Raw genomic sequence first — 21,342 nt, 5'->3', positions numbered from 1 at the left:
TGGAGCCCGGCCCGTGCCGCCCTGCTAGCTGCGGAAGTTCACAAACTGCAGGTCGGCCTCGTCGAAGCCCTTGAGCAGATTCATGGTCTCCTGCAGGTCATCGCGGGACTTGGAGGTCACGCGGAGCTCGTCGCCCTGGATCTGCGACTTGACCGACTTCGGCCCCTCGTCGCGGATCAGCTTGTTGATCTTCTTCGCGAGGTCCTGGGCGATGCCCTCCTTGATGGTCGCCTCGAGGCGGAACTCCTTGCCGGAGGGGTAGGGCTCGCCCGTGTCGAGGGACTTCAGCGAGATACCACGGCGGATGAGCTTGGACTGGAGCACATCCAGGACGGCCAGCACCCGCTCCTCGGAGTTGGCCTTCATCAGGATCTTCTCGCCGCTGAAGTCGACCTCGGCGCCGACGCCCTTGAAGTCGTAGCGCTGCGCCAGTTCCTTCTGGGCCTGGTTCAGCGCGTTGGCGACCTCCTGCTTGTCGACCTTGCTGACGACGTCGAATGTGGATTCGCCTGCCATGACTGTCCTCCTGTTGGTTGTCCGGGCGCCCTCCTGCAGGGCGGTGTTTCCTGCATTCCAGCCTAGTACGGATGCTCCGGTTGTGAAGGTGCGGCGGGAGGCCGGCCTTCACAGTTGGCTCAAAGCTGAACCACGGCGGGAACGAAGCCATGTCCGGCAGAGTTGTAGCCGTTGGAAGAGCCGCTTGAAAGGCAAGGCACATGAACCGCAAAGCCGTCCGTTACGTCACCAGCACCACCGCCGCAGCCGCAAGCTCGCTCTCGTCGGCGGCAACGTCGGTGGCCGCAGCGGCGCTGGCGGCCTCGATCATCCTCAGCCCTGCGGCCGAGGCATCCGCCCGCCTGGACGGGGTGCAGGCGGACCTGGCCCGGGCGGTGCAGCTCAACCAGGTCACGGCGGAGCAGGCGGCCAAGTTCGAGGCCAGGATTGCCGGCCGCATCCTCGGCGAAGCTTGATTTTCCGGGCCTCCGGGGGCCTAATGGCGCCGATTCGATTCTTCGGCGGAAGTTCTGTAAAGTTGTCTTGCCCGCGGTTGCTGGAAGCGGAACGGACTGGAAACAGGTGTTCCGAACACGGAAGCCGCGAGTGATCTTCTTTTGAAGTTCGGCAGATTACCCGAGCGGCCAAAGGGGGCTGACTGTAAATCAGCTGGCAACGCCTACGGGGGTTCGAATCCCTCATCTGCCACCCTCGAAAAAGCCTCCGGAACCCATCGGTTCCGGAGGCTTTTTTGTTCTATTGGCCGGCGACTGCTCCGTAGACGCCGTTATGGAACGTGAAAACGGCAGTTATGGAGCAACCGCTGTGGCGTCGACGGCGGCGAGAATGACCGCCCCCAGTTCCGCCGGCCTGGTGAACTGCGGCCAGTGCCCGGTGGGCAGGTCCACATAGTCAACGTCGCGGATCCGCGCCAGCTCCGCTACATAGGGGTTTCCTTGCGCAATCCATTCCCGGAGCAGCGACGACGGAAATTCGCAGGCGATGATGGTGGCGGGAACGTCGTAGCGCCGCTCATCGTGCAGCTCCTGCCGGTCCTGGGCCACTGCCTTGGGTTCCGGCACGGCGCGGGCGCGGAAGGCGGCCCGCAGTTCCTGGTCCAGGTCGACGAGATCCTCGTCGTCGAACAGCTCCCAGGGCGGCAGCGGTACCTCATCGCCCTCGGCCGGCAGCTGATCGTTGATGACACCACCGGCCCCCAGCGGGCCGCTGTCCACATAGATGGCGCGGGCAATACGGTCCGGGCGCGCATCCACGGCGCCATGGATGATCGCCCCGCCGCCGGAATGGCCCACCAGCACCACCGGGCCGTCAATGCCGTCAACGGCGGCCACGACGGCGTCAATGTGGGTGCGCAGGCCAATCCCCGCACGCGGCGCGTCTGCCGCTTCGAGTCCGGGCAGCGTGAGCGGGTGGACCCGATGGCCCGCGGCGACGAGCGGCGGCGTGACTTCCGACCATGACGACGCATCCAACCAGAACCCGGGAACCAGGATGATGTCCATGGCGGCACCCTACGCGCTCCGGTACCCGCGTGGCTGGCGCAACGCGGGTACCTTTTACGGCCGGATCGTCATTTTTCGGACGCAAACGTAACGGGCATCACGTTTTTGCCCGCAACGCGCTATTCTGTCGCGGGAGGGGAATCACGATGGAAATAGTCCTGGCGGCCGGCAAAGGTACGCTCAGCCTGGATGAGACCGGCATTCTCCGGCTGGTCTGGGCCGGCGGCTCCGCGCTGGAGACTGCGGACGCGGCCGAATCCGTCCTGGCCATTTCAAAAATCAGCGCCGGGCGGCTGCTGCCCCTGCTGATCGACATCAGTGACGTCAAGCTGAGCGCCGGTGCCCGCAACCACTACCTCGACAGCCGCTTCGTCTCCTCCGTGGCACTGGTCGGCGAATCGAATGTGGACCGGGTGGTCGCGGCGTGGATGCGCCGCGGCAACGAATGCCCGCAACGGTATTTCACCTCCACCTCGGAGGCGCTTGCGTGGCTGGGCGAGCTGGCCGCCAGCGACGACGCGGCCCAGTGCGTCCCGGGCTGAAGTCTCCGCCGCCCCCAGCTGCCCGCTGTTAGGGCCGCGCCGGCACGGCTGAGGGGCGCCGCCTCGACGGTGCCCCCCGTTGTCCCCGGCGCGCGGGAACGTTAGTCTGCCTCCCTGCCAGCTAGTTCTTGCTCCAATTGTCGTGGACCTTGTTGTCCTTCTTGTCGTTCTTGTGGTCTACCCATTTGTCGGAGTTGTGGTCGGAGCGGTGGTCTCCGGAATTGCCGTTCCCATTGTCGTGGCTCCATGAGCTGCGGTCGTCGCGACGATCGTCCCAATTGAACCTGCCGTCATGGCTCCACCAGCCCCAGCGGTCGTGCTCGCAACCGTCCCTGTCGCGCCAACGGCCATCGAAGTCGTCGTCGGAACGCCAGTTGCAGTTGTCGTCGCGCCAGCCGTTGCGGTCATCGCGGTCGTGGAAACGGCCTTTGGAGTCCCACCAGCCGTGCGAGGAGTCGTGCCTGTTGTTGCAGGTATCGTCCCTGAAATCCCGGTGGTCGCCCGACATGCTTGCCGTTGTCTTCAGCCCAGTGTCCGCCGATGCCGCTCCTGCGGAGAGAACGGTGCCGCCGAGGCCTAGTCCGCCGGCAAGCAAAGTGACGCCGGCCAGTCGTATTGAGCTCTTCATGAGGTTTCCTAGCGTGAGTTTCATCCTGATGAGCCGCAGCCGTCCGGACGTGGGCATGCAGCCTCCCAAGACGCCTGCGGTGATGGGCCCCGAAAAAATCCGGCGCAGGACCGCGCGTCAAAGACAGCCTGGGTGGCCTGGGGCCGCGGCGGGCGGAGAAAGCGCGTAGCCAGCGCATTCGGGGCTCCGTGCCCGGTGTGAGTGGTGCGCGCCTGTCGCGCCAGGGCACGGTCTGTTTTTCTTGGGGACCCCCCGCGCCTGCCCCAACGCCAACAGGGGGTTCGCGGAATGGTAATCCTCGACCGGCTGCGGCAGGAACGACACCCCGCCTCGTCATTGAGTCTACGGAGAGGTTCGTTCACCAACCACGATAGCCCGATGAAGGTAGGGACAACAGTGCCGGAGCCCATAAATCAGGCCTGCGGTGCGCCCGGCGCCGCCGGCCGCCACGGCGACACCGGAACACGCCCTCGGCCCGATCCCAGCTACTGCAGAGTAGGGTGGGGCCGTTGATCATTGAGTCCTAGGAGCTGAAGTGAAGTCGTTTGCATGTGGTGACGTGGTCCCCGGTTGCGAAGCCCGGTGGGTCTGCAGCACGGATGACGAGATCCTGGTCCAGGTGGGGGCGCACGCCGCCACGGTGCATGGCCTGACCGATCTGCCCGCCGAATTGGTTGAATCCGTCCACAAAGCGATCCACCCGGTTAGTTGACGCACGCGGCAGGCGGGCCAGGCCCGGAGCCCGGGCCGCCGGGCTGGGACAGCCTGCTGGCCTCGGCCTGCCGCGGCGAAGGGCTGGCGGCCGCCTATCAGCCCATCGTCGATACCGCACGGGGCGCCGTGGTGGGCTATGAGGCCCTTGCACGGTTCCCCGGCTACGCCGAGAAAAACCCCGAGGCCTGGTTTGCGGCCGCGCGGGAGCATGGAAAAGCCGCCGAGCTTGAGTCCGCGGCGCTGCGTACCGCGCTGAAGGCGCGCGCCGCGCTGCCGGCGAATTGCTTCCTGACCCTGAACGTCTCGCCGGAACTGCTCACCTCGGAGGACATCCGCCGTGTCTGGCGGGACGAGGGCGCGCTGGGCGGACTCATCGTCGAACTGACGGAGCAAACGCCGATCGAGTCGTATGTGGAACTGGAACCGGATCTCAACCAGTTGCGCGCCGCCGGCGCCCTGATCGCCGTCGACGACGCCGGAGCCGGCTACGCGGGGCTGCGCCACCTGCTGGACCTGCGGCCCTCGATGATCAAGATCGACCGCGCGCTGATCCAGGACGTCGACCGCGACGAGGCGAAACGGGCCCTCATCGGGATGCTCGGCGCGTTTGCCAGCCGGGTCGACGCCTGGATCCTGGCCGAAGGCGTGGAACGGGCCGAAGAGCTCGACGCGCTCGTTTCGCTGGGGGTCCCGCTCGTGCAGGGCTACTACCTCGCCAGGCCCGCTCCGCCCTGGGCCGGCATAGAGCTGGAGGTCGCGCACCGCCTCGCCAGTGCCCGTCCCGTGGCCCACAAGAGGGTCGTCCGCGACGTCGTCGAACCGGCGGCGACGGCGACGAGTGTCACGCAGGCGGCCGAAGCCTTCGCGGCCAACCCAGCGCTGGACGCCGTTGTGCTGCTGGGCGAGCACCTGAGGCCGGTCGCGGTGCTGGGCGCCGGTGCGTCAGCACTCGGGGTGGTGAGCCCCGGGATGCGGGTGAACCTCGATACCCCGCTCAGCCAGGCGCTGGCCCGCTCCATGACGAGGCCGCCGAACCAGCGGTTCGACCCGCTTCTGGTGACGGACAACGCCGGCCGCTTCGCCGGCGTCGCCCGGATGGAGCGCATGGTCATCGCCGTGGCCGGGACCGCCGACGGGACTGACGACGGCGCCACAGACTAGCCCGGCCCGTTCCCGGGGGCACGAGCCTGAACGAGTACTGCCCGGTGCCCCCGGCAGGCGCCATGCTCAGCTCGGCATCGGATCCCCGGCGACCGCGCAGCTCGCCGGCGGCGCGGCGCCGGCTGCGGACCTGCGGGCATCGGTGAGTATGGGGGATGTGATCACTGAGGGTTCAAGCATGCTTGCGGGAGACTTGCCCGGCGATGTCCACATCAGGCTGCTTCGCGGCTCCGACGCCGAGAGGCTGGGCGCCGCCTACCGGCGGAACCGGGACCATCTGGCGCCCTGGGAGCCGGTGCGGACGGCGGAATTCGTCACCACCGAGGGCCAGCGGGCCAACATCGTGGGCAAGCTCGGCATGTTTGCCGCAGGAACCGGAGTGCCCTGGATCCTGCTGGCCGGCGACCGGGCCGTGGGCGCCATAACGTTGAGCGGCATCGTGCGGGGCCCGTTCCGCAGCGCCAACCTCGGCTACTGGGTGGACCAGGACGTCACCGGCCAAGGGGTCGGCTCCGCCGCAGTGGCCCACGTGGTTGAGGTTGCCAGTGGCCCGCTGGACCTGCACCGGATCCAGGCGGCCACCCTGCCCCACAATGCAGCCTCCCAGGCAGTGCTTCGGCGGGCCGGTTTCCAGGAGATCGGCCTGGCACCGGAGTACCTCCAGATTGCCGGATTTTGGCAGGACCACCTCCTGTTCCAGCGCATTCTGAACTGAGCCGCGTGCCAGACTTTCACAGTGACTGACGAATCTTTCGGTGCGCTGCACCATGTGGAACTCTGGGTGCCGGAGCTAGGCAGCGCCAAGGACCAGTGGGGCTGGCTGCTGACCCGGCTCGGCTACGACCTGTACCAGGACTGGCCCCACGGGCGGAGCTGGCGGCGCGGACCGACGTACATCGTCGTCGAGCAATCCCCGGATCTGAGCAGCACCACCCACCGGCGCACCGCACCCGGACTGAACCACCTGGCTTTCCATGCCGGCACCCGGCGGCAGGTGGACACTATGGCGGCCGACGCTCCCGCCCACGGCTGGACCGAGCTGTTTCCGGAGAAGTACCCCCACGCCGGCGGCCCCGAGCACTTCGCCGCCTACCTGGTGAACTCGGACGGCTTCGAGGTCGAGCTGATCGCCGCGGACTGACGCCGGGGCTGCCCGGCCGGTAGCGTGGCCCCATGAGCATCATCCTGGCGGGCGGCGGGCCCGATACCGTCACAACCCCGGTGGTCTTTGACCGCTTTGTGAAGGATGTCCGGCACCGCGCCGGCGGACGCCGGCCTGCCAGGATCGCCGTCGTCCTCTTCGACCGCGACGGCAGCTCGGAGTATTTCTTTCCCGCCTACCGGGAACCGCTGCAGGCCCGCATGCCCTGCGACGTGATCCCTGTCCTGCTGCGAACCGGCGAACCGGCCGATCCGGCGGCGTTCGACGACGTCGACGGGATCGTCGTCGGGGGCGGACCGACCCCGGAGTACCTCGCGGGCCTGCTCGGCTCGGCGGCGGCGATCCGGGCCGCGGCCGCAGCGAGTGTGCCTTATTTGGGGTTCTCAGCGGGGGCCATGATCGCGCCGCAGCGGGCGCTGGTGGGCGGCTACCGGATCCGGGGCACCGAGGTGTGCTCGGAGGAATGCTCCGAAGGCCTCGATGAACTCGACGTCCGCGACGGCCTGGGCCTGGTGACGTTCGCCGTCGATGTCCATGCCGCGCAGGCAGGCACCCTGAGCCGCGCGGTCGGGGCCGTGGCGGAGGGCCTCGTGGACCGGGCGGTGGCGGTGGACGAGAACACCGCGCTGGTGCTGCGCCACACGGACCTGGAAGACCTGGAAGTGATCGGCGCCGGGAACTGCTGGAGCATCCGCGGCTCCGGGAAGAAGGCCACGGTGGCCGTCCTGTCCGCCGGCTGACGGGACCCCTTGGCACCTTTGTTACTGGCGGGTAACATGGGCTCCATGCATCTGCTCCTCCGCACCCTCCTCCTGCTCATCACGTCCGCCCGGCGCTCCCCGCTGAGCATCTGGGATGCGTCGTCGCTGCCGCTGCGTGTCCTGCCGACGGACATCGACATCGCCCTGCATGTCAACAACGGCATGTATTTCTCGCTGATGGACCTGGGCCGGTTTGACCTGATGGCACGCAGCGGCACCTGGAAGGCCATCCGCCGGCGGGGTTGGACGCCGGTGGTGGCTGGGGAGACCATCGCTTTCCGCCGCTCCCTGCAGCTGTGGCAGCAGTACACCATCGAGACCAAAGTGATCGGGCTGGATGAGAAGGCCATCTACTTCGAACAGCGGATGGTGGCCGACGGCGAAATCTACGCCCGCGCGCACATCGCCACCCGGCTGGTCAGCAAGGGCAAGCCCGTCAGCCAGGAAGAGATCATCAGCGAGTTCGGTGCGCCGCCGGGGGATCTGGAACTGCCGGAGTGGATCCACGACTGGCGCGAAACCAACGCCCTTCCCGGCGCCCGCCGTCCGGCCCCGCACGTCTGGGCCTGATCTCAGGACGTGGCCCCCGGGCCCGGACGGGATGAGCCAACAGCGAAACGAGGGGGACTTTCACGGGAGGCTCGCGTACCGTTGAACCCATGGCAACCGTAGACATTACAGGTGAACAGTTCGCATCGACCGTCGAGGACAACGACATTGTCCTTGTAGATTTCTGGGCCGAATGGTGCGGCCCGTGCAAGCAGTTTGGCCCCACATACTCCGCCGTCTCCGAGAAGCACCCGGACGTCGTGTTCTCCAAGGTGGATACCGAGGCGGAGCAGCAGCTTGCCGCCGAGGCCGGCATCACCTCGATCCCCACCCTGATGGCCTTCCGCGAGAAGGTGCTGGTGTTCTCCCAGCCGGGCGCGCTGAACGCCCAGCAGCTGGAGCAGGTTGTGGACGCCGTCAAGGCCCTGGACATGGAGGAAGTCCACGCCCACGTGGCGCGCTCCCAGGCCGAGGCGGCCGCCTCCCAGCAGGACGGCACCCAGATCCCGGACGTCTAGTCTCGGGCCTATTAGCTACAACAACGCGGGGTCACTCCGCGCCCATCCCCGAGGGATGAACCGGCGCGAAGTGACCCCGCGTTTGTGCTGGGGGCGGGGGCGCCTTAGAGCCGTTCCAGCCTCACAGGCTCGGCCAGCAGTGCGCTCAGGGACTCGTTGAGGTCCTGGAGGGCGGTTCCCTTGGCGTGCCTGTCCAGGTCCTCCTGCGAGGCCCACTGCTCGGTCAGCACCAGCTTGTCCTCGGAGGCCTCGGTCAGCTCGTACCGGAGGCAGCCGGGTTCGTTGACCACCTCGTCGATGGCGATCTCGAGGGCTAACTTCACGCGGAAGAATTCGCCCTCGTTGGGGATGAAGGTGGCCTGCAGGTCAATGGGTGAGCTCATGGTTTTCACCCTACCCGGCGGACGCCGAGGCACCGCAGCATGTGCACAAGATTTCCTAGGACTTCCACGCTTTGCCCTTCTCATGCCGCCGGGCTGTTGGTAGCGTCGCACCATGCTTGCCTACACGGCCGGGGACACTGACGTCCCGCTGCTCAACGAGACCATCGGCGACAACTTCGAGCGGATCGTGGCCCGGTTCCCGTACCACGACGCCCTGATCGAGGCCGCGGCCATCCCCGGCGGGGAAGCCCGGCGGTGGAGCTACACCAAGATGAACGACGACGTCGACCGGCTGGCTCGCGCGTTGCTCGCCGTCGGCGTCGACAAGGGCGACAGGGTAGGGATCTGGAGCCCGAACTGCGCCGAGTGGACCATCCTGCAGTACGCCACGGCGAAGGTCGGCGCCATCCTGGTCAACGTGAACCCGGCCTACCGCAGCCACGAGCTTGAGTTCGTTGTCCGGCAGAACGGCATGCGGATGCTGGTGGCGGCCCCCTCGGACAAGAACAGCGACTACACCGGCATGGCGCGCCGCGCCCTGGCCGAATGCCCCGAACTGCGCGAGCTGGTATTCCTGCCCGACGGCGGCCAGCCGGGCCTCGCTGCCGGGGTCCCGGAAGGCGAGGCGGAGCGCACATACGCCGAACTGCTGCGGCGGGCCGACGACGTCGCGCATTCCGGCCTAAAGGCGCGGATGGCCGAGCTGGATCCGCACGATCCAATCAACCTGCAGTACACCTCGGGCACCACCGGCTTCCCCAAGGGCGCCACCCTGACGCACCACAACCTGCTCAACAACGGCTACTCCATCGGCGAGCTGCTGGGGTATACCGAGCACGACCGGGTGGTGCTGCCGGTGCCGTTCTACCACTGCTTCGGCATGGTGATCGGAAACCTGGCCGCCTTCAGCCACGGCGCCGCCACCATCATCCCGGGGCGCGGGTTCTCCCCGGCCGCGGCCCTGGAGGCGGTGCAGGACTTCGGCGGGACCTCGCTTTACGGCGTACCGACCATGTTCATCGCCGAGCTCGCCCTGCCCGACTTCGCCTCGTACGACCTGTCCACCCTGCGCACGGGCGTGATGGCCGGCTCGCTGTGCCCCATCGAGGTGATGAACCGGGTGATCGCCGAGATGAACATGCGCGACGTCGCCATCTGCTACGGGATGACGGAGACCTCGCCGGTCTCCACGATGACCCGTGACGGAGACACCCTGGCCCAGCGCACCCAGACGGTGGGCCGGACCATGCCGCAGCTGGAGAGCCGGGTGGTGGACCCCATGACCGGTGAGGTGCTGCAACGGGGCGACATCGGCGAGCTGTGCACCCGCGGCTACTCCGTGATGCAGGGCTACTGGAACCAGCCGGACAAAACCGCGGAGGCGATCGACGCCGAGGGCTGGATGCACACCGGGGACCTGGCCCGGATGGACGAGGACGGCTATCTCGTGATCGAGGGCCGGATCAAGGACATGGTGATCCGCGGCGGCGAGAACATCTACCCCCGCGAGATCGAGGAGTTCCTCTACACCCACCCGGACATCCAGGATGTGCAGGTGATCGGCGTCCCGGATGCCAGCTACGGCGAGGAACTCATGGCCTGCGTCATCCTCAAGCCCGGCGCCGCCCCGCTGGACGCTGAGGCCCTTGCGGAGTTCTGCAGCGGGAAGCTGGCGCACTACAAGATCCCGCGCTATGTGGACGTCCGCGAGAGCTTCCCGATGACCGTTTCCGGCAAGATCCGCAAGGTGGACATGCGCCAGGAGGCCGTGGCGAGGCTGGGTCTCTAAAAGCAACGCGGGCCGGGGCTGGCCGGGGCTGGGGCGGTGATTCGCGCCGTGGACCGTCCGAGGGCACTTTGGCGGCCAAGGACGACGTCGGCGGCCCGGTTGGCGGCGTGTCCGTGCCAAAGTGCCCCCGGAGCGCAGTCGGTGCCGCCTTGCTTGGGCGAGGGTCAGTGGTTCCGGTGGTCCTGGATGGTCATCCGCGGGCCGAAGACCGGCTTGCGGAAGCCGCTGAGGCCGATCATGCGCACCACCCGCTGCCGGTGGCCGGCCCAGGGGGCGAGCAGCCGCAGCATGCCGGCGTCGTCCGTCCTCCGCCCGGTCAGGGCGGCGCCGACGTAGGCGGCCAGATGGTAGTCGCCCACCGCGATTGAGTCCGGGCAGCCGTGCGTGCGCTGCACCACCTCGGCCGCTGTCCAGATGCCGATCCCGGGCAGCGTCTGCAGCCTCGCGGCCGCCTCGGCGGCGGGCAGCACCGCCAGCCGTTCGAGCGCGGCGGCGGAGCGGAGCGCCCGCATGACGGTGTCGGAGCGCTGCGGGCCGACTCCGGCCTTGTGCCATTCCCAGGACGGAATGCGCAGCCACTGCGCGGCGGTGGGCTGAACCCGGAGATCCGCCGGCGCCACGGTGCCGGCGCCGGGGGCCGGGGTCCCGAAGCGGTACATCAGGTAGCGGTAGCCCCGGCGGGCCTCGATCACGGTGACCTTCTGCTCGAGGACGGTGGGCACCAGCGCGTCGATCATCCGGCCGGTCGAAGGGAGCCGGACAGCGGGGTTCCGGCGCCGGGCGTCGACGACCATGCGGGGGAGGGAGGCGTGGAAAGCCGGCTCGTCGAAGGCCGTCCAGTCGTCGTCTCGGCCGAGCAGCCGCGGAACGGCCCGGACCGCTTCCTCTGCACCCGGTCCCCAGGCGCGTGCCTCGATCACCGGTGCGGCCGCCGGGCCGGTGCTGGCCAAGCGCAGCGTGGCCGGGCCGGTCGCCGTCGTGAACGCCATCCAGAAGCCGTCCGGCGCCACCCGGATCGAGGGGTCGCCGTGGCCCCGGCGGAGCGTGCCAAGGGTCTGCAGGAGATCGTAGGGGCCGCCCGGGTGCCACCGCAGCGAGGCGTCCGCCGCGGCTGCGGCGCCGGCCGGGAGCTCTGCGGTGGTCATCCAAATATGTTCCCACGCCCGGCCCGCGTCGGGGGCATCCGGGACCGCCCGCGGGGCGCTCCCGGAGGCCGCCGGGGCCCACCGGCGGCAGGGAGCCGCGGGTCCAACGGCCCTTAACCGCCGCCCCGTGACGGGCTTAGAATCCGGCTGGGGCACGGAGTTCCGCGCCCGCCCGGGAACGGATCCCTTGAGTGTCAGGAGAGTGTGATGGCTGGTGGAGTGGTGCACTTCGAGCTTCCGGCGGACGACGAAAACCGAGCCCGGGAGTTCTACAGTTCGGTGTTCGGCTGGGGTTTCCAAGTCATGCCGGAGATGGAATACAGCCTGGCGATGACCACGCCGATGGACGAGCAGGGCCGTCCGGCGGTCGCAGGCTCCATCAACGGCGGCCTGTTCCGCCGCGGCGACCTGACGGCGCCGGTGGTGACGGTCGACGTCGAGGACATCGACGCCGCTTTGGAGCAGATCGTGGCCGGCGGCGGGTCGGTCCACCGCGGCAAGATGGAGGTCCCCGGGATGGGCTGGAACGCGTATTTCAAGGACACCGAGGGCAACGTCGTGGGGCTCTGGCAGAACGCAGCTCCAGCGCCGGAAACAACAGGGGAGGCGGGGAACGACCTCGGCGCGTGAGGGGCGCCTAGTGCATCCCGCTGACCAGCCACAGCGCCACGACCGCCGCGGGAACGGTGAGGACGACGGCGGCGAGGCCGGCCAGCGCGAAGCCGCCCCAGCGGATCTCCACGTTGAGCGCCCGCAGCCGTTCGTGCCAGAGCAGGGTGGCCAGCGACGCCCACGGCGTCACCAGCGGACCCAGGTTCACGCCGATCAGCAGCGCCGCGAGCCGCACGGGCGAGCCTCCCACCGGCTCCAACGCAAGGTACGCCGGGAGGTTGTTGACCGCGTTCGACGCGCCCACCCCGAGGCCCGCCAACTGGAGCAGCGCGGGCAGGCTGTCCCCGGAACCGGCGACGCCGCCCAGCACCCTGGCCAGGCCGTTGGCGTGCAGCGCCTCCACCACCATGAACAATCCGATCGTGAGCATCAGCGGCCGCCACGGGACCATGGACCAGCGCAGGCTTGACCGGCGGCGCCACAGGAACAGCGTCAGGAGGACCGCGGCGGCGGCGCCGGCGGGAAGATACACCGGGACTCCGGACACCAGGGCCGGCAGCAGCACCAGCATCACGCCGGCCGAGGCGTAGAGCAGCACCCGGTCCCGCACCTGGTGGGCCGGCTGCGGACCGTAGCTGCCCCGCAGCTGCTTGCGGAAGGCCAGCCAGAGCAGCGCCAGGGGCAGCAGGACGCCCACCAGGGCCGGGGCCCAGACCAGGGAGGCGAAGGCGGCCGGGCTGAGGCCCAGCCGGGACTGCGCCAGCAGGTTGGTCAGGTTGGAGACAGGAAGCAGCAGCGAGGCCGTGTTCGCGAGCCAGATGGTGGTCAGGGCGAAGGGGAGCGGCGGGATCCGGGCGTGGACGGCCAGCAGCACCACGACCGGGGTGACCAGCACCGCCGTCGTATCGAGCGAGAGGAACACGGTGGAAACGCAAGCGAGCGCGATCACCAGGAACCAGAGCAGCAGCACCCGGCCCCGGCCCAGCGCGGCCAGGCGGTCGGTCACCGCCCGGAACAGCCCGGCGTCGTCCACCAGTTCCGTCACCAGGGACATGGCCACCACGAACCCCAGCACCGGGACCGTGCGGCCGGCGAGTTCCTCGAAGGCCGGCCAAGGCAGCAGCCCGGTGCCCAGCGCGGCGGCCCCGGCCAGCAGCATGCCGCCGGGGACCAGATAGCTCCTCAGCGGCTTCAACCAGGACCTTCGCTTCACCGCCCTATCGTCGCACCCGCGGGGCTGCGGCGCCCACGCGACGTGACTGAATCCGACTCCGGCTGCTGCAGACGGTAACTTTGTACCTATGAAGTACGCCCAGTCCGTCCTGGACCTCATCGGCAACACGCCGCTCGTCAAACTCAACCACGTCACCGACGGCATCGCCGCGACGGTCCTGGTGAAGCTCGAATACCTCAACCCGGGCGGCTCCATCAAGGACCGCATCGCGGCCAAGATGATCGAAGATGCGGAGCGCAGCGGCAAGCTCCGGCCCGGCGGGACCATCGTGGAGCCCACTTCCGGCAACACCGGGGTGGGGCTGGCGCTCGTGGCCCAGCAGAAGGGCTACCGCTGCATCTTCGTGGTCCCGGACAAGGTCGGCGAGGACAAGCGCGCCGTGCTCCAGGCCTACGGCGCCGAAGTCGTGGTGACGCCCACCGCCGTCGCCCCGGACAGCCCGCAAAGCTACTACGGCGTCTCGGACCGCCTGGTCACCGAGGTCCCCGGCGCCTTCAAGCCGGACCAGTTCTCCAACCCGGCCGCGCCGGCCAGCCACTACGAGTCCACCGGACCGGAAATCTGGAAGGACACCGACGGCAGGGTCACGCACTGCGTGATCGGCGCCGGCACCGGCGGCACCATCACCGGCACCGGCCGCTACCTCAAGGAAGTCTCCGCGGACCGGCCCGAGGCCGACGGCGGCGTGGTCAAGATCATCGGCGCCGATCCCGCCGGTTCGGTCTACTCCGGCGGCACCGGTCGGCCGTACTTCGTCGAGGGCGTCGGCGAGGACATGTGGCCGGCCAACTACGACAAGGCCGTGCCCGACGACGTCATCGCCGTCAGCGACGCCGACTCCTTCGCCATGACCCGCCGCCTGGCCCGCGAGGAGGGTCTGCTGGTGGGCGGTTCCTCCGGGATGGCCGTCGTCGCCGCGCTGCAGGCCGCGAAAGACCTGCCCGCCGACGCCGTCGTGGTGGTGATCCTGCCGGACTCCGGCCGCGGCTACCTGGCAAAGATCTTCAACGACCAGTGGATGCGCTCCTACGGTTTCCTGGCCAGCGGCGACGAGGCCTCGGTGGGCGAGGTGCTCAAGGCCAAAACCGGCGAGCTGCCGGATTTGGTGCACATCCACCCCAACGAGAGCGTCCGCGACGTCATCAACATCATGAACGAGTACGGCGTCTCGCACATCCCGGTGCTGTCCGCGGAGCCGCCGGTGGTGATGGGCGAGGTGCTGGGCGCGGTCGATGAGCGCACCCTGACCGCCAAGCTGTTCCGCGGCGAGGCGAACCTCACGGACAAGATCTCCGAACACATGGAGGCCCGGCTGCCGGTGATCGGTTCGCTCGAATCGATCTCCACCGCCCGCGAACTCCTCTCCGACGCCGACACCCTGATGGTGACGTTCGTCGGCGCTCCGGTGGGGATCCTGACCCGCCACGACCTCCTCGCCTACCTCAGCAACTGACCAGCCCAAGGAGTCCCATGTCCCAGCCAGAAAGCTCTTCCGCGAAGAACGCCGGCTTCAACACCCGCGCCGTGCACGCCGGCCAGGCCTTCGAGCCGCGCACCGGCGCCGTGGTGCCCCCGGTGCACTTCTCCTCCACCTACGCGCAGGACGGGATCGGCGGCCTCCGGGCCGGCTATGAATACGGCCGCGGCACCAACCCCACCCGCGACGCGCTGCAGGAACAGCTCGCGGCGCTGGAGGGCGGGTCCGCCGCGTTCTCCTTCAGCTCGGGACTTGCCGCCGAGGATTCGATGATCCGCGCCCTCACCCGGCCCGGGGACCACATCGTGCTCGGCAACGACGCCTACGGCGGCACGTACCGGCTGATCAGCCGCGTCCTGGGGGAGTGGGGGATCGGCAACACCCCGGTGGACATGTCCGACCTCGACGCCGTCGCCAAGGCCGTGGCCGCCAACAAGACCCGGCTGGTCTGGGTGGAGACGCCGTCGAACCCGATGATGAAAATCACCGACATCGCGGCCCTCGCCAAGGTGGCGCACGACGCCGGCGCCCTCCTCGTGGTGGACAACACTTTCGCCTCCCCGTACCTGCAGACCCCGTTGGCGCTGGGGGCCGACGTCGTGGTGCACTCCACCACGAAGTACATCGGCGGGCACTCCGACGTCGTCGGCGGCGCCATCATCGTCAACGATCCGGAGCTGGCCGAGAAGATCGGCTTCGTGCAGTTCGCCGTCGGCGCAGTGTCCGGGCCGATGGATGCCTTCCTGACCACCCGCGGGCTCAAGACCCTCGGCGTGCGCATGGACCGGCACAGCGACAACGCCCAGGCCGTGGCCGAATGGCTGCTGGAGCGCCCCGAGGTGGAGGCCGTGCTGTACCCGGGTCTGCCTTCGCACCCGGGCCACGAGCTGGCCAAGAAGCAGATGAAGAAGTTCGGCGGCATGGTCTCCGTGCAGTTCAAGGGCGGCGAGGCGGCGGCACGCAAGGTGGCCGAGTCCACCTCCGTGTTCACCCTTGCGGAATCCTTGGGCGGCATCGAATCGCTGATGAACTACCCGTCGGAGATGACCCACGCCTCGGTCAAGGGCACCGAGCTGGCAGTCCCGGTGAACCTGATCCGGCTCTCCTGCGGCATCGAGGACGTGGAGGACCTGATCGCGGACCTCGAGCAGGCCTTCGCGCGCCTTGAGCCGGGCAGCTAGCCTCCGGTGACCACCCTTTCGAAGGCGGCCGGTTCCACCACCCGCGGCTGGATCGCGACGGCGGCCGGCGCCGCCGCCGTCGTCGCGGCACTGGTGGTGCTGTACTCGGCCTACATTCCGCTGCTGAACGACTTCGAGGTCTACTTCTACGGCGGAAACCGCGTCCTGCAGGCAGGAGAGACCGGCGTGAACGAGCTGTACGCGCCGCGGGACGGGCTGCCGTTCACCTACCCGCCGTTCGCCGCACTGATTTTTGCCGCCATGGCCACGCTGGGCCAGAGTGCCGGCGGCTTCGTCTTTACCGCCTCCGCCCTGCTCGGCGCCGGCGTCGTCTCCGCCTGGCTGACCCGGCATTACTTCGGGCTGGGCCGCTGGCGGGATGCGGCCGCCGACTGGCGGTTCCGGGCCGTGGCCCTGGCCGGCACCGCGGCGATCCTGCTGCTGGGGCCGTGGCGGGACACCTTCGACTTCGGCCAGATCAACATCATCCTGATGGGCCTGATCCTGGCCGACTTCGCGCTGTACGGGAAGTCCCGGGCCGGCGAACTGCGCTGGCCCGCGGGCCTGCTGATTGGGATCGCGGCGGGGATCAAACTGACCCCGCTGGCGTTCGGGCTGTACTTCCTCGTCCGTCGCGACTTCAAGGCCCTGGGCTGGATGGCCGCGGGGTTCTTCGGCTCGATCGCACTGGCCTGGGCCCTGCTGCCCACGGCGTCGGTGACGTTCTGGACCAAGATTCTGCCGGACACCGGGCGGATCGGCGGACCGGCCTACGTGGACAACCTCTCGGTCAAGGGTCTGCTGCTGCACCTGGGGCTGCCGGACTCCCCGGTGACGTCCGTGGTGTGGCTGGTGCTCGTGCTGGCCCTTGCCGCGGTGGCAGCGCTGGTGATCAAGTGGGCGGTGGACGCGGACGAGAACTTCGTGGCCGTCTCCGCCACCGCCCTGCTGATGCTGCTGATCAGCCCGGTGTCCTGGTCGCACCACTGGGTCTGGATGGCCGTGGCGCTGCCGTGCATGGGGTTCGCGATCCGCCGGGTGCCCTCGCGCAACGGACGGATGCGGCTGGCCGGCTGGATCATCGTTGCCGCGTCCGTCGTCGCGTTCTACCTCACGCCCAAGTACCTCGCCGTGATGGCCGGGGCACATGAGTGGGGCAAGGACCCCAACACGCCCTGGCAGCTCACCCTCGCGAGCCTCGGCGTGGCCTGCGGAACGGCCATGCTGGTCTACTGGGCCCTCGCTTACCGGCCGTCCCGCGCGGGCCTCCGCCAGCACCAATAGCCGATCCGCCGCATCACCTAGCTTTCTTGAAAGAAGTTAGCTAGGCTCGTCCGCATGGCACTTAGATCCGACTGGTCCCGGCGCACCTGCAGCATGGCCCGCGGCCTGGATATCCTTGGCGACCCGTGGGGCATGCTGGTCCTGCGCGAAGTCTTCTTCGGCAACGGCCGCTTCGACGCCATCAAGGAGCGGCTGGGCGCGGCGGATTCGGTCCTCACCCGGCGGCTCGCGGCCCTGGTGGAGGCGGGCCTGCTCACCCGCAGGCCCTACGACGACGGCGGCCGGCAGCGCCAGGAATACGTGCTCACCGCCAAGGGCGAGGACGTCCTGCCGGTGCTCAACGCCGTCGTGCTGTGGTCCGAAAAGCACCTGCCAGCGCCGTCGGAGCGGGCCCACATGTTCGTGGTCCACAGCGGCTGCGGGCAGCGGACGTCCTCAGCGGACAGCTGCACGGCCTGCGGTGAAAGGCTCACGGCTGGGAACACGAGTTGGCACAGCCTCACCCGGACCGACCTCCCGGTACCCCTCGCCACGGCTCCGGCGGCCCCGAAGAACGGAACAGCAGCATGAGCTCGCCCCGGACCACGTCCCGTCCTCCCGTCAACCGCCGGTTGCACCCGGCCTGGATGGTCGCCGCCGTCGCGTTTCTGGCGCTGGTGGGCGCCGCCGGCTTCCGGGCCGCCCCGGGCGTGCTGATGGTACCCCTGCAGAACGAGTTCGGCTGGTCCACCACCGTCCTGTCGGCGGCCGTCAGCATCAACCTGGTACTCTTCGGCCTCACGGCCCCGTTCGCCGCGGCCCTGATGGAACGCTTCGGCATCCGGGCAGTCACCTCGGTGGCGCTGGTGCTGATCGGGGCCGGCAGCGCCCTGACTGTCCTGGTCAACCAGTCGTGGCAGATCCTGCTGACTTGGGGACTGCTGATCGGGCTCGGCACCGGATCCATGGCGCTGGTGTTCGCCGCCACCATCGCGAACACCTGGTTCGTGAAAAGCCGCGGGCTCGTGATCGGCATCCTCACCGCCGGAAGTGCTGCAGGGCAACTGGTGTTCCTGCCGTTCATCGCCGCCCTCGCGCAGAGCCCGGGCTGGCGGCAGGCCTCGCTGCTGATCGCCGCCGGGGCGCTGGCCGTGGTCCCGCTGGTCCTGAAATTCCTGAAGAACTCACCGGCCGACGTCGGGGCGCTGCCCTACGGCGCCGAGGCCGCGGCGCCGCCGGAATCCCCGGCAACCGCGTCCGCGCCGGCCGAACCGGCGGAACCGGCGGAGCCCCGCCGGAACGCCGCCGTTCGCGCGCTCCAGGTCCTCAAACGCGCCAGCCGGGTCCGCACGTTCTGGGCCCTCGTGGCCGGTTTCGCGATCTGCGGAGCCACCACCAACGGACTGATCGGCACGCACTTCATTCCCTCCGCACACGACCACGGCATGGCCGAAACCACAGCGGCGGGCCTGCTCGCCGTCGTCGGGATCTTCGACATCCTCGGAACCATCGCCTCGGGCTGGCTCACGGACCGGTTCAACCCGCGGATCCTGCTGGCGGTCTACTACCAGTTCCGGGGCATCGGGCTGCTGGTGTTGCCGCTGCTGCTCAGCGCCGAGGTGCAGCCCAGCATGATCGTGTTCGTGGTCATCTATGGCCTGGACTGGGTGGCCACCGTGCCGCCGACGGCCGCGATCTGCCGGCAGGTGTTCGGGGCGGACGGCAGTGTGGTGTTCGGCTGGGTCTTCGCCGCCCACCAGCTCGGCGCTGCCGCGGCGGCGCTGGCCGCGGGGGCCGTCCGGGACGCCACCGGCCAGTACACCTACGCCTGGTTTGCTGCCGCGGCCATGTGCACCATTGCCGCCGTCATCAGCGCCACCATCCGCAAGGACGCCGGAGAAAAGGCCAGGATCCCGGTCCCGGCCTGAGGACTCGGTAGGATAAGCGGCGGGGACCGGGACAGCCGCCGCCGGCGCGCCCCGCCCCGTCCCGCGGCAGCAAATATTGGGGGATCCACACATGTCAGTGCTCGACGCCGAAAACCCGCATGCCCGGCCGCCGTCCGGGAGCCGGGTGGAGCCGCCGTCGGACCCGTCGCGGCAGAGGCGCCGTCCCCTCAGCCCGGCGGGCGCCCTGTTGCCGCTGGGCGCGGCCGCCGTGGCCCTCGCAGTGTGGCACTGGCTGAGTGTCTGGGGCGAGCAGGGCCTCGACTTCAGCGTCTACTGGTACGGCGGGAAGATCCTCAACGACGCCGGCCCGGCGGCCTCGGACCTCTATGAAGGCAACGTTGACTGGGCCGGCGGACCCGGCCTGCCGTTCACGTACCCGCCCTTCGCCGCCCTGCTCTTCAGCCTGCTGGCTCGGCTGCCCGAGAAGCTCGCGCTGAACTGGTTCAACACCGCCGGCGTGATTATTGCGCTCTGGGTCGCTGTCCGCGCGGTCCGCTACTGGACGGCCAAGGCAGACTGGCGCGCGGCCTTCCGTTCCCCTGGCCACCGCTGGGCCGCGGCCGTCCTTGTCCTGGCCGTGCTCAACCTTGGACCCTGGCGCGAAACCCTGGCCTTCGGGCAGGTCAACATCCTGCTGATGGGCCTGATGGCGGCGGACCTGCTGGCCCGGAACCCCCGCTGGGCCCGTGGCGTTCCAGGCAGCGGGTTTCTGGTAGGTGTCGCCGCGGGCATCAAGCTGACGCCGCTGGTGTTCGGGCTCTATTTCCTGGTCCGCAAGGACTGGCGCGGCCTGCTGAACATGGGTGCGGGATTCCTCTTCACCGTGGTGCTCGGCGCGCTGCTGCTCCCGGCCGAGTCCCTGCAGTTCTGGCTCCGGATCCTGCCGGACACCTCCCGGATCGGCGGCGCCGGCTACGTCGACAACCTCTCCATCAAGGGCGCGCTGCTGCACTTCGGCGTCCCCGAGGACGCCGTCACCGTGCCCTGGCTGGTGCTGAGCCTGTTGGTGGTGGCGCTGGCGGCCGGCGTCATCAAAGCCGCGAGCGAGCAGGGCTCCCGGGTGGTCGCCATTTCGGCGACGGCATTGACCATGCTGCTGATCAGCCCCGTGTCCTGGTCCCACCACTGGGTGTGGGTCGCCGTCGTTCTTCCCGCCTTCGCCTGGACGCTGCGCGAATTGCCGCACCGCTACCGCGGATCCCGCTGGCTGATGGGCGGCGTGCTGGGCGTCTCCGTGCTCGTGTTCCTCTTCTCACCAAAGACGATCGGCACCGCCCTCGGCGCGCAGGACCTCAACGTCCAGACTCCCGGGCTTTGGATCATGGCGTCCAGCGCCGGGGTCTTTTGCGCCCTGGCCCTCCTGCTGTGCTGGCAGCTGGCCCTGCGCCGCGGGTCCCTGGCACTCGATGCGGACACAACAGCGGCGCCGGTCCGCGGACCGGCCGCACCGGCCCGGCTAGGCTGAAGCGTATGACCCAGACTCCCGGTTCTTCCGCCCCTGTCCCGGTCCAGCGCAGGACGGCACTGGTCACCGGCGTTGGACGGCTCGCGGGTCTGGGAGCCGGCATCGCGCGCCGGCTCGCGGCCGACGGCTGGGACCTCGTGATCACCTACTGGCAGGACTACGACACCCGCATGCCCTGGGGCGTCCAGCCGGACGACGTCGAGCGCCTCACCGCCGAACTGCAGGCCACCGGCGCAGCAGTGGTGGCGGTGCCCGCCGACTTCGAGGACCCGCAGGCCGTGGACCGGCTGATGGCCTCGGCGGCGGACGAGGCCGGCACGCTGCAGGCACTGGTGCTCAGCCACGCGGAATCCGTGGACTCCGGCATCCTGGACACGTCCCTGGCGAGCTTTGAGCGGCACTTCGCCGTCAATACCCGCGCCAGCTGGCAGCTGATTGCCGCGTTCGCCCGGCAGGCACCGGCCGACGGCGGCGCGATCGTGGCGCTCACCAGCGACCACACCGCGTTCAACCTGCCGTACGGGGCATCCAAGGGCGCCCTGGACCGGATCGTGATAGCCGCGGCCCGGGAGCTGGGCCCGCAGGGGATCAGCGCCAACGCGCTCAACCCCGGCCCGGTCGACACCGGCTGGATGGATCCCCAGCTGCGCGGGGAGCTGTCCCGGCGGCAGCCCGGCGGGCGGCTCGGCACCCCCGCGGACGTGGCCGGCACGGTGGCGTTCCTGCTCTCGCCCGAGGGCCGCTGGGTCTCCGGCCAGCTGGTCAAGAGCGACGGCGGCTTCTCGGCCTGA

Annotated in this window: 24 protein-coding genes and 1 tRNA gene; 19 read left to right on the top strand and 6 right to left on the bottom strand. The window is 69.2% G+C overall.

Going from position 1 to position 21,342, the window contains the following annotated elements; genetic code table 11:
• Positions 1–24: 24 nt before the first annotated feature.
• On the bottom strand, positions 25–516 hold the full coding sequence (locus ABLI39_RS04810; protein ID WP_138768479.1) for a YajQ family cyclic di-GMP-binding protein: 492 nt from the start codon (positions 514–516) through the stop codon (positions 25–27).
• Positions 517–716: 200 nt separating this feature from the next.
• On the opposite strand from ABLI39_RS04810, the gene ABLI39_RS04805 reads away from it, so the two are divergent.
• Both ABLI39_RS04805 and ABLI39_RS04800 read left to right on the top strand, forming a co-directional pair.
• The gene (locus tag ABLI39_RS04805; protein ID WP_349412289.1) at positions 717–971 is read left to right on the top strand and encodes a hypothetical protein; all 255 of its coding nucleotides are present in this window, start codon (positions 717–719) and stop codon (positions 969–971) included.
• 150 nt (positions 972–1,121) lie between these two features.
• Positions 1,122–1,203, top strand: a tRNA-Tyr gene (locus tag ABLI39_RS04800).
• Between the two features lie 101 nt (positions 1,204–1,304).
• Here ABLI39_RS04800 and ABLI39_RS04795 read toward each other — a convergent pair.
• Positions 1,305–2,018, bottom strand: a complete 714-nt coding sequence (locus ABLI39_RS04795) for an alpha/beta fold hydrolase (RefSeq protein ID WP_349412288.1) — start codon at positions 2,016–2,018, stop codon at positions 1,305–1,307.
• A gap of 146 nt (positions 2,019–2,164) precedes the next feature.
• On the opposite strand from ABLI39_RS04795, the gene ABLI39_RS04790 reads away from it, so the two are divergent.
• Entirely contained in the window at positions 2,165–2,560 is a 396-nt protein-coding gene (locus ABLI39_RS04790; protein ID WP_349412287.1) for a DUF7793 family protein, read from the top strand.
• Between the two features lie 121 nt (positions 2,561–2,681).
• Here the strand turns inward: ABLI39_RS04790 and ABLI39_RS04785 are convergent, their stop codons facing one another.
• Positions 2,682–3,188 (bottom strand): hypothetical protein, encoded by a 507-nt coding sequence (locus ABLI39_RS04785; protein WP_349412286.1) that lies wholly within the window; start codon positions 3,186–3,188, stop codon positions 2,682–2,684.
• A gap of 535 nt (positions 3,189–3,723) precedes the next feature.
• Between ABLI39_RS04785 and ABLI39_RS04780 the strand changes: the two genes are divergently transcribed.
• From ABLI39_RS04780 to trxA, 7 genes are all read left to right on the top strand, one after another.
• Positions 3,724–3,900 (top strand): DUF1059 domain-containing protein, encoded by a 177-nt coding sequence (locus tag ABLI39_RS04780; protein ID WP_349412285.1) that lies wholly within the window; start codon positions 3,724–3,726, stop codon positions 3,898–3,900.
• Positions 3,897–5,063, top strand: a complete 1,167-nt coding sequence (locus tag ABLI39_RS04775; RefSeq protein WP_349412284.1) for an EAL domain-containing protein — start codon at positions 3,897–3,899, stop codon at positions 5,061–5,063. Before ABLI39_RS04780 ends, ABLI39_RS04775 begins: the two co-directional genes overlap by 4 nt.
• Before the next feature lie 178 nt (positions 5,064–5,241).
• Positions 5,242–5,778 carry a GNAT family N-acetyltransferase gene (locus ABLI39_RS04770; protein WP_349412283.1) on the top strand — a complete coding sequence of 179 codons (537 nt, stop codon included), beginning with the start codon at positions 5,242–5,244 and terminating at the stop codon, positions 5,776–5,778.
• Positions 5,779–5,799: 21 nt separating this feature from the next.
• Positions 5,800–6,204 carry a VOC family protein gene (locus ABLI39_RS04765; RefSeq protein WP_349412282.1) on the top strand — a complete coding sequence of 135 codons (405 nt, stop codon included), beginning with the start codon at positions 5,800–5,802 and terminating at the stop codon, positions 6,202–6,204.
• Between the two features lie 32 nt (positions 6,205–6,236).
• Complete coding sequence (locus tag ABLI39_RS04760; protein WP_349412281.1) at positions 6,237–6,965, top strand: Type 1 glutamine amidotransferase-like domain-containing protein; 729 nt, start codon at positions 6,237–6,239, stop codon at positions 6,963–6,965.
• Between the two features lie 45 nt (positions 6,966–7,010).
• A complete protein-coding gene (locus ABLI39_RS04755; protein WP_349412280.1) occupies positions 7,011–7,556 on the top strand; it encodes an acyl-CoA thioesterase in 546 nt (181 codons plus the stop codon).
• A gap of 89 nt (positions 7,557–7,645) precedes the next feature.
• A complete protein-coding gene (trxA, locus tag ABLI39_RS04750) occupies positions 7,646–8,053 on the top strand; it encodes a thioredoxin (protein WP_349412279.1) in 408 nt (135 codons plus the stop codon).
• A 104-nt stretch (positions 8,054–8,157) separates the two neighbouring features.
• On the opposite strand, the gene ABLI39_RS04745 is transcribed toward trxA, so the two are convergent.
• Positions 8,158–8,436, bottom strand: a complete 279-nt coding sequence (locus tag ABLI39_RS04745; protein WP_349412278.1) for a putative quinol monooxygenase — start codon at positions 8,434–8,436, stop codon at positions 8,158–8,160.
• A gap of 112 nt (positions 8,437–8,548) precedes the next feature.
• On the opposite strand from ABLI39_RS04745, the gene ABLI39_RS04740 reads away from it, so the two are divergent.
• Positions 8,549–10,225: an AMP-binding protein gene (locus ABLI39_RS04740; RefSeq protein WP_349412277.1), complete on the top strand. Its 1,677-nt coding sequence runs from the start codon at positions 8,549–8,551 to the stop codon at positions 10,223–10,225.
• 164 nt (positions 10,226–10,389) lie between these two features.
• On the opposite strand, the gene ABLI39_RS04735 is transcribed toward ABLI39_RS04740, so the two are convergent.
• Positions 10,390–11,370: a DNA-3-methyladenine glycosylase family protein gene (locus ABLI39_RS04735; RefSeq protein ID WP_349412276.1), complete on the bottom strand. Its 981-nt coding sequence runs from the start codon at positions 11,368–11,370 to the stop codon at positions 10,390–10,392.
• 207 nt (positions 11,371–11,577) lie between these two features.
• Here ABLI39_RS04735 and ABLI39_RS04730 point away from each other — a divergent pair, with 207 nt between their 5' ends.
• Entirely contained in the window at positions 11,578–12,000 is a 423-nt protein-coding gene (locus ABLI39_RS04730) for a VOC family protein (protein ID WP_349412275.1), read from the top strand.
• Between the two features lie 7 nt (positions 12,001–12,007).
• On the opposite strand, the gene ABLI39_RS04725 is transcribed toward ABLI39_RS04730, so the two are convergent.
• Positions 12,008–13,141 (bottom strand): ArsB/NhaD family transporter, encoded by a 1,134-nt coding sequence (locus tag ABLI39_RS04725; protein WP_349412465.1) that lies wholly within the window; start codon positions 13,139–13,141, stop codon positions 12,008–12,010.
• A gap of 142 nt (positions 13,142–13,283) precedes the next feature.
• Between ABLI39_RS04725 and ABLI39_RS04720 the strand changes: the two genes are divergently transcribed.
• The 7 genes from ABLI39_RS04720 (at position 13,284) to ABLI39_RS04690 (ending at position 21,342) form a co-directional block, all read left to right on the top strand.
• Positions 13,284–14,669, top strand: coding sequence for a cystathionine beta-synthase (locus ABLI39_RS04720; protein ID WP_349412274.1), 1,386 nt, complete (start codon positions 13,284–13,286; stop codon positions 14,667–14,669).
• 17 nt (positions 14,670–14,686) lie between these two features.
• On the top strand, positions 14,687–15,874 hold the full coding sequence (locus ABLI39_RS04715) for a cystathionine gamma-synthase (protein ID WP_349412273.1): 1,188 nt from the start codon (positions 14,687–14,689) through the stop codon (positions 15,872–15,874).
• Between the two features lie 6 nt (positions 15,875–15,880).
• Positions 15,881–17,158: a glycosyltransferase family 87 protein gene (locus tag ABLI39_RS04710; RefSeq protein WP_349412272.1), complete on the top strand. Its 1,278-nt coding sequence runs from the start codon at positions 15,881–15,883 to the stop codon at positions 17,156–17,158.
• A gap of 54 nt (positions 17,159–17,212) precedes the next feature.
• Positions 17,213–17,728, top strand: a complete 516-nt coding sequence (locus tag ABLI39_RS04705) for a winged helix-turn-helix transcriptional regulator (protein WP_349412271.1) — start codon at positions 17,213–17,215, stop codon at positions 17,726–17,728.
• The gene (locus ABLI39_RS04700) at positions 17,725–19,065 is read left to right on the top strand and encodes an MFS transporter (RefSeq protein WP_349412270.1); all 1,341 of its coding nucleotides are present in this window, start codon (positions 17,725–17,727) and stop codon (positions 19,063–19,065) included. The genes ABLI39_RS04705 and ABLI39_RS04700 overlap by 4 nt, the downstream gene beginning before the upstream one ends.
• Positions 19,066–19,156: 91 nt before the next feature.
• Positions 19,157–20,551, top strand: coding sequence for a glycosyltransferase 87 family protein (locus tag ABLI39_RS04695; protein WP_349412269.1), 1,395 nt, complete (start codon positions 19,157–19,159; stop codon positions 20,549–20,551).
• A gap of 5 nt (positions 20,552–20,556) precedes the next feature.
• Positions 20,557–21,342 (top strand): SDR family oxidoreductase, encoded by a 786-nt coding sequence (locus tag ABLI39_RS04690; RefSeq protein WP_349412268.1) that lies wholly within the window; start codon positions 20,557–20,559, stop codon positions 21,340–21,342.

It is taken from the genome of Pseudarthrobacter sp. B907, assembly GCF_040137805.1.
Classification (GTDB): domain Bacteria; phylum Actinomycetota; class Actinomycetes; order Actinomycetales; family Micrococcaceae; genus Arthrobacter.
The sequence above is the reverse complement of the archived record's forward strand: the minus strand, read 5'-3'. Positions and strand labels throughout refer to the sequence as shown.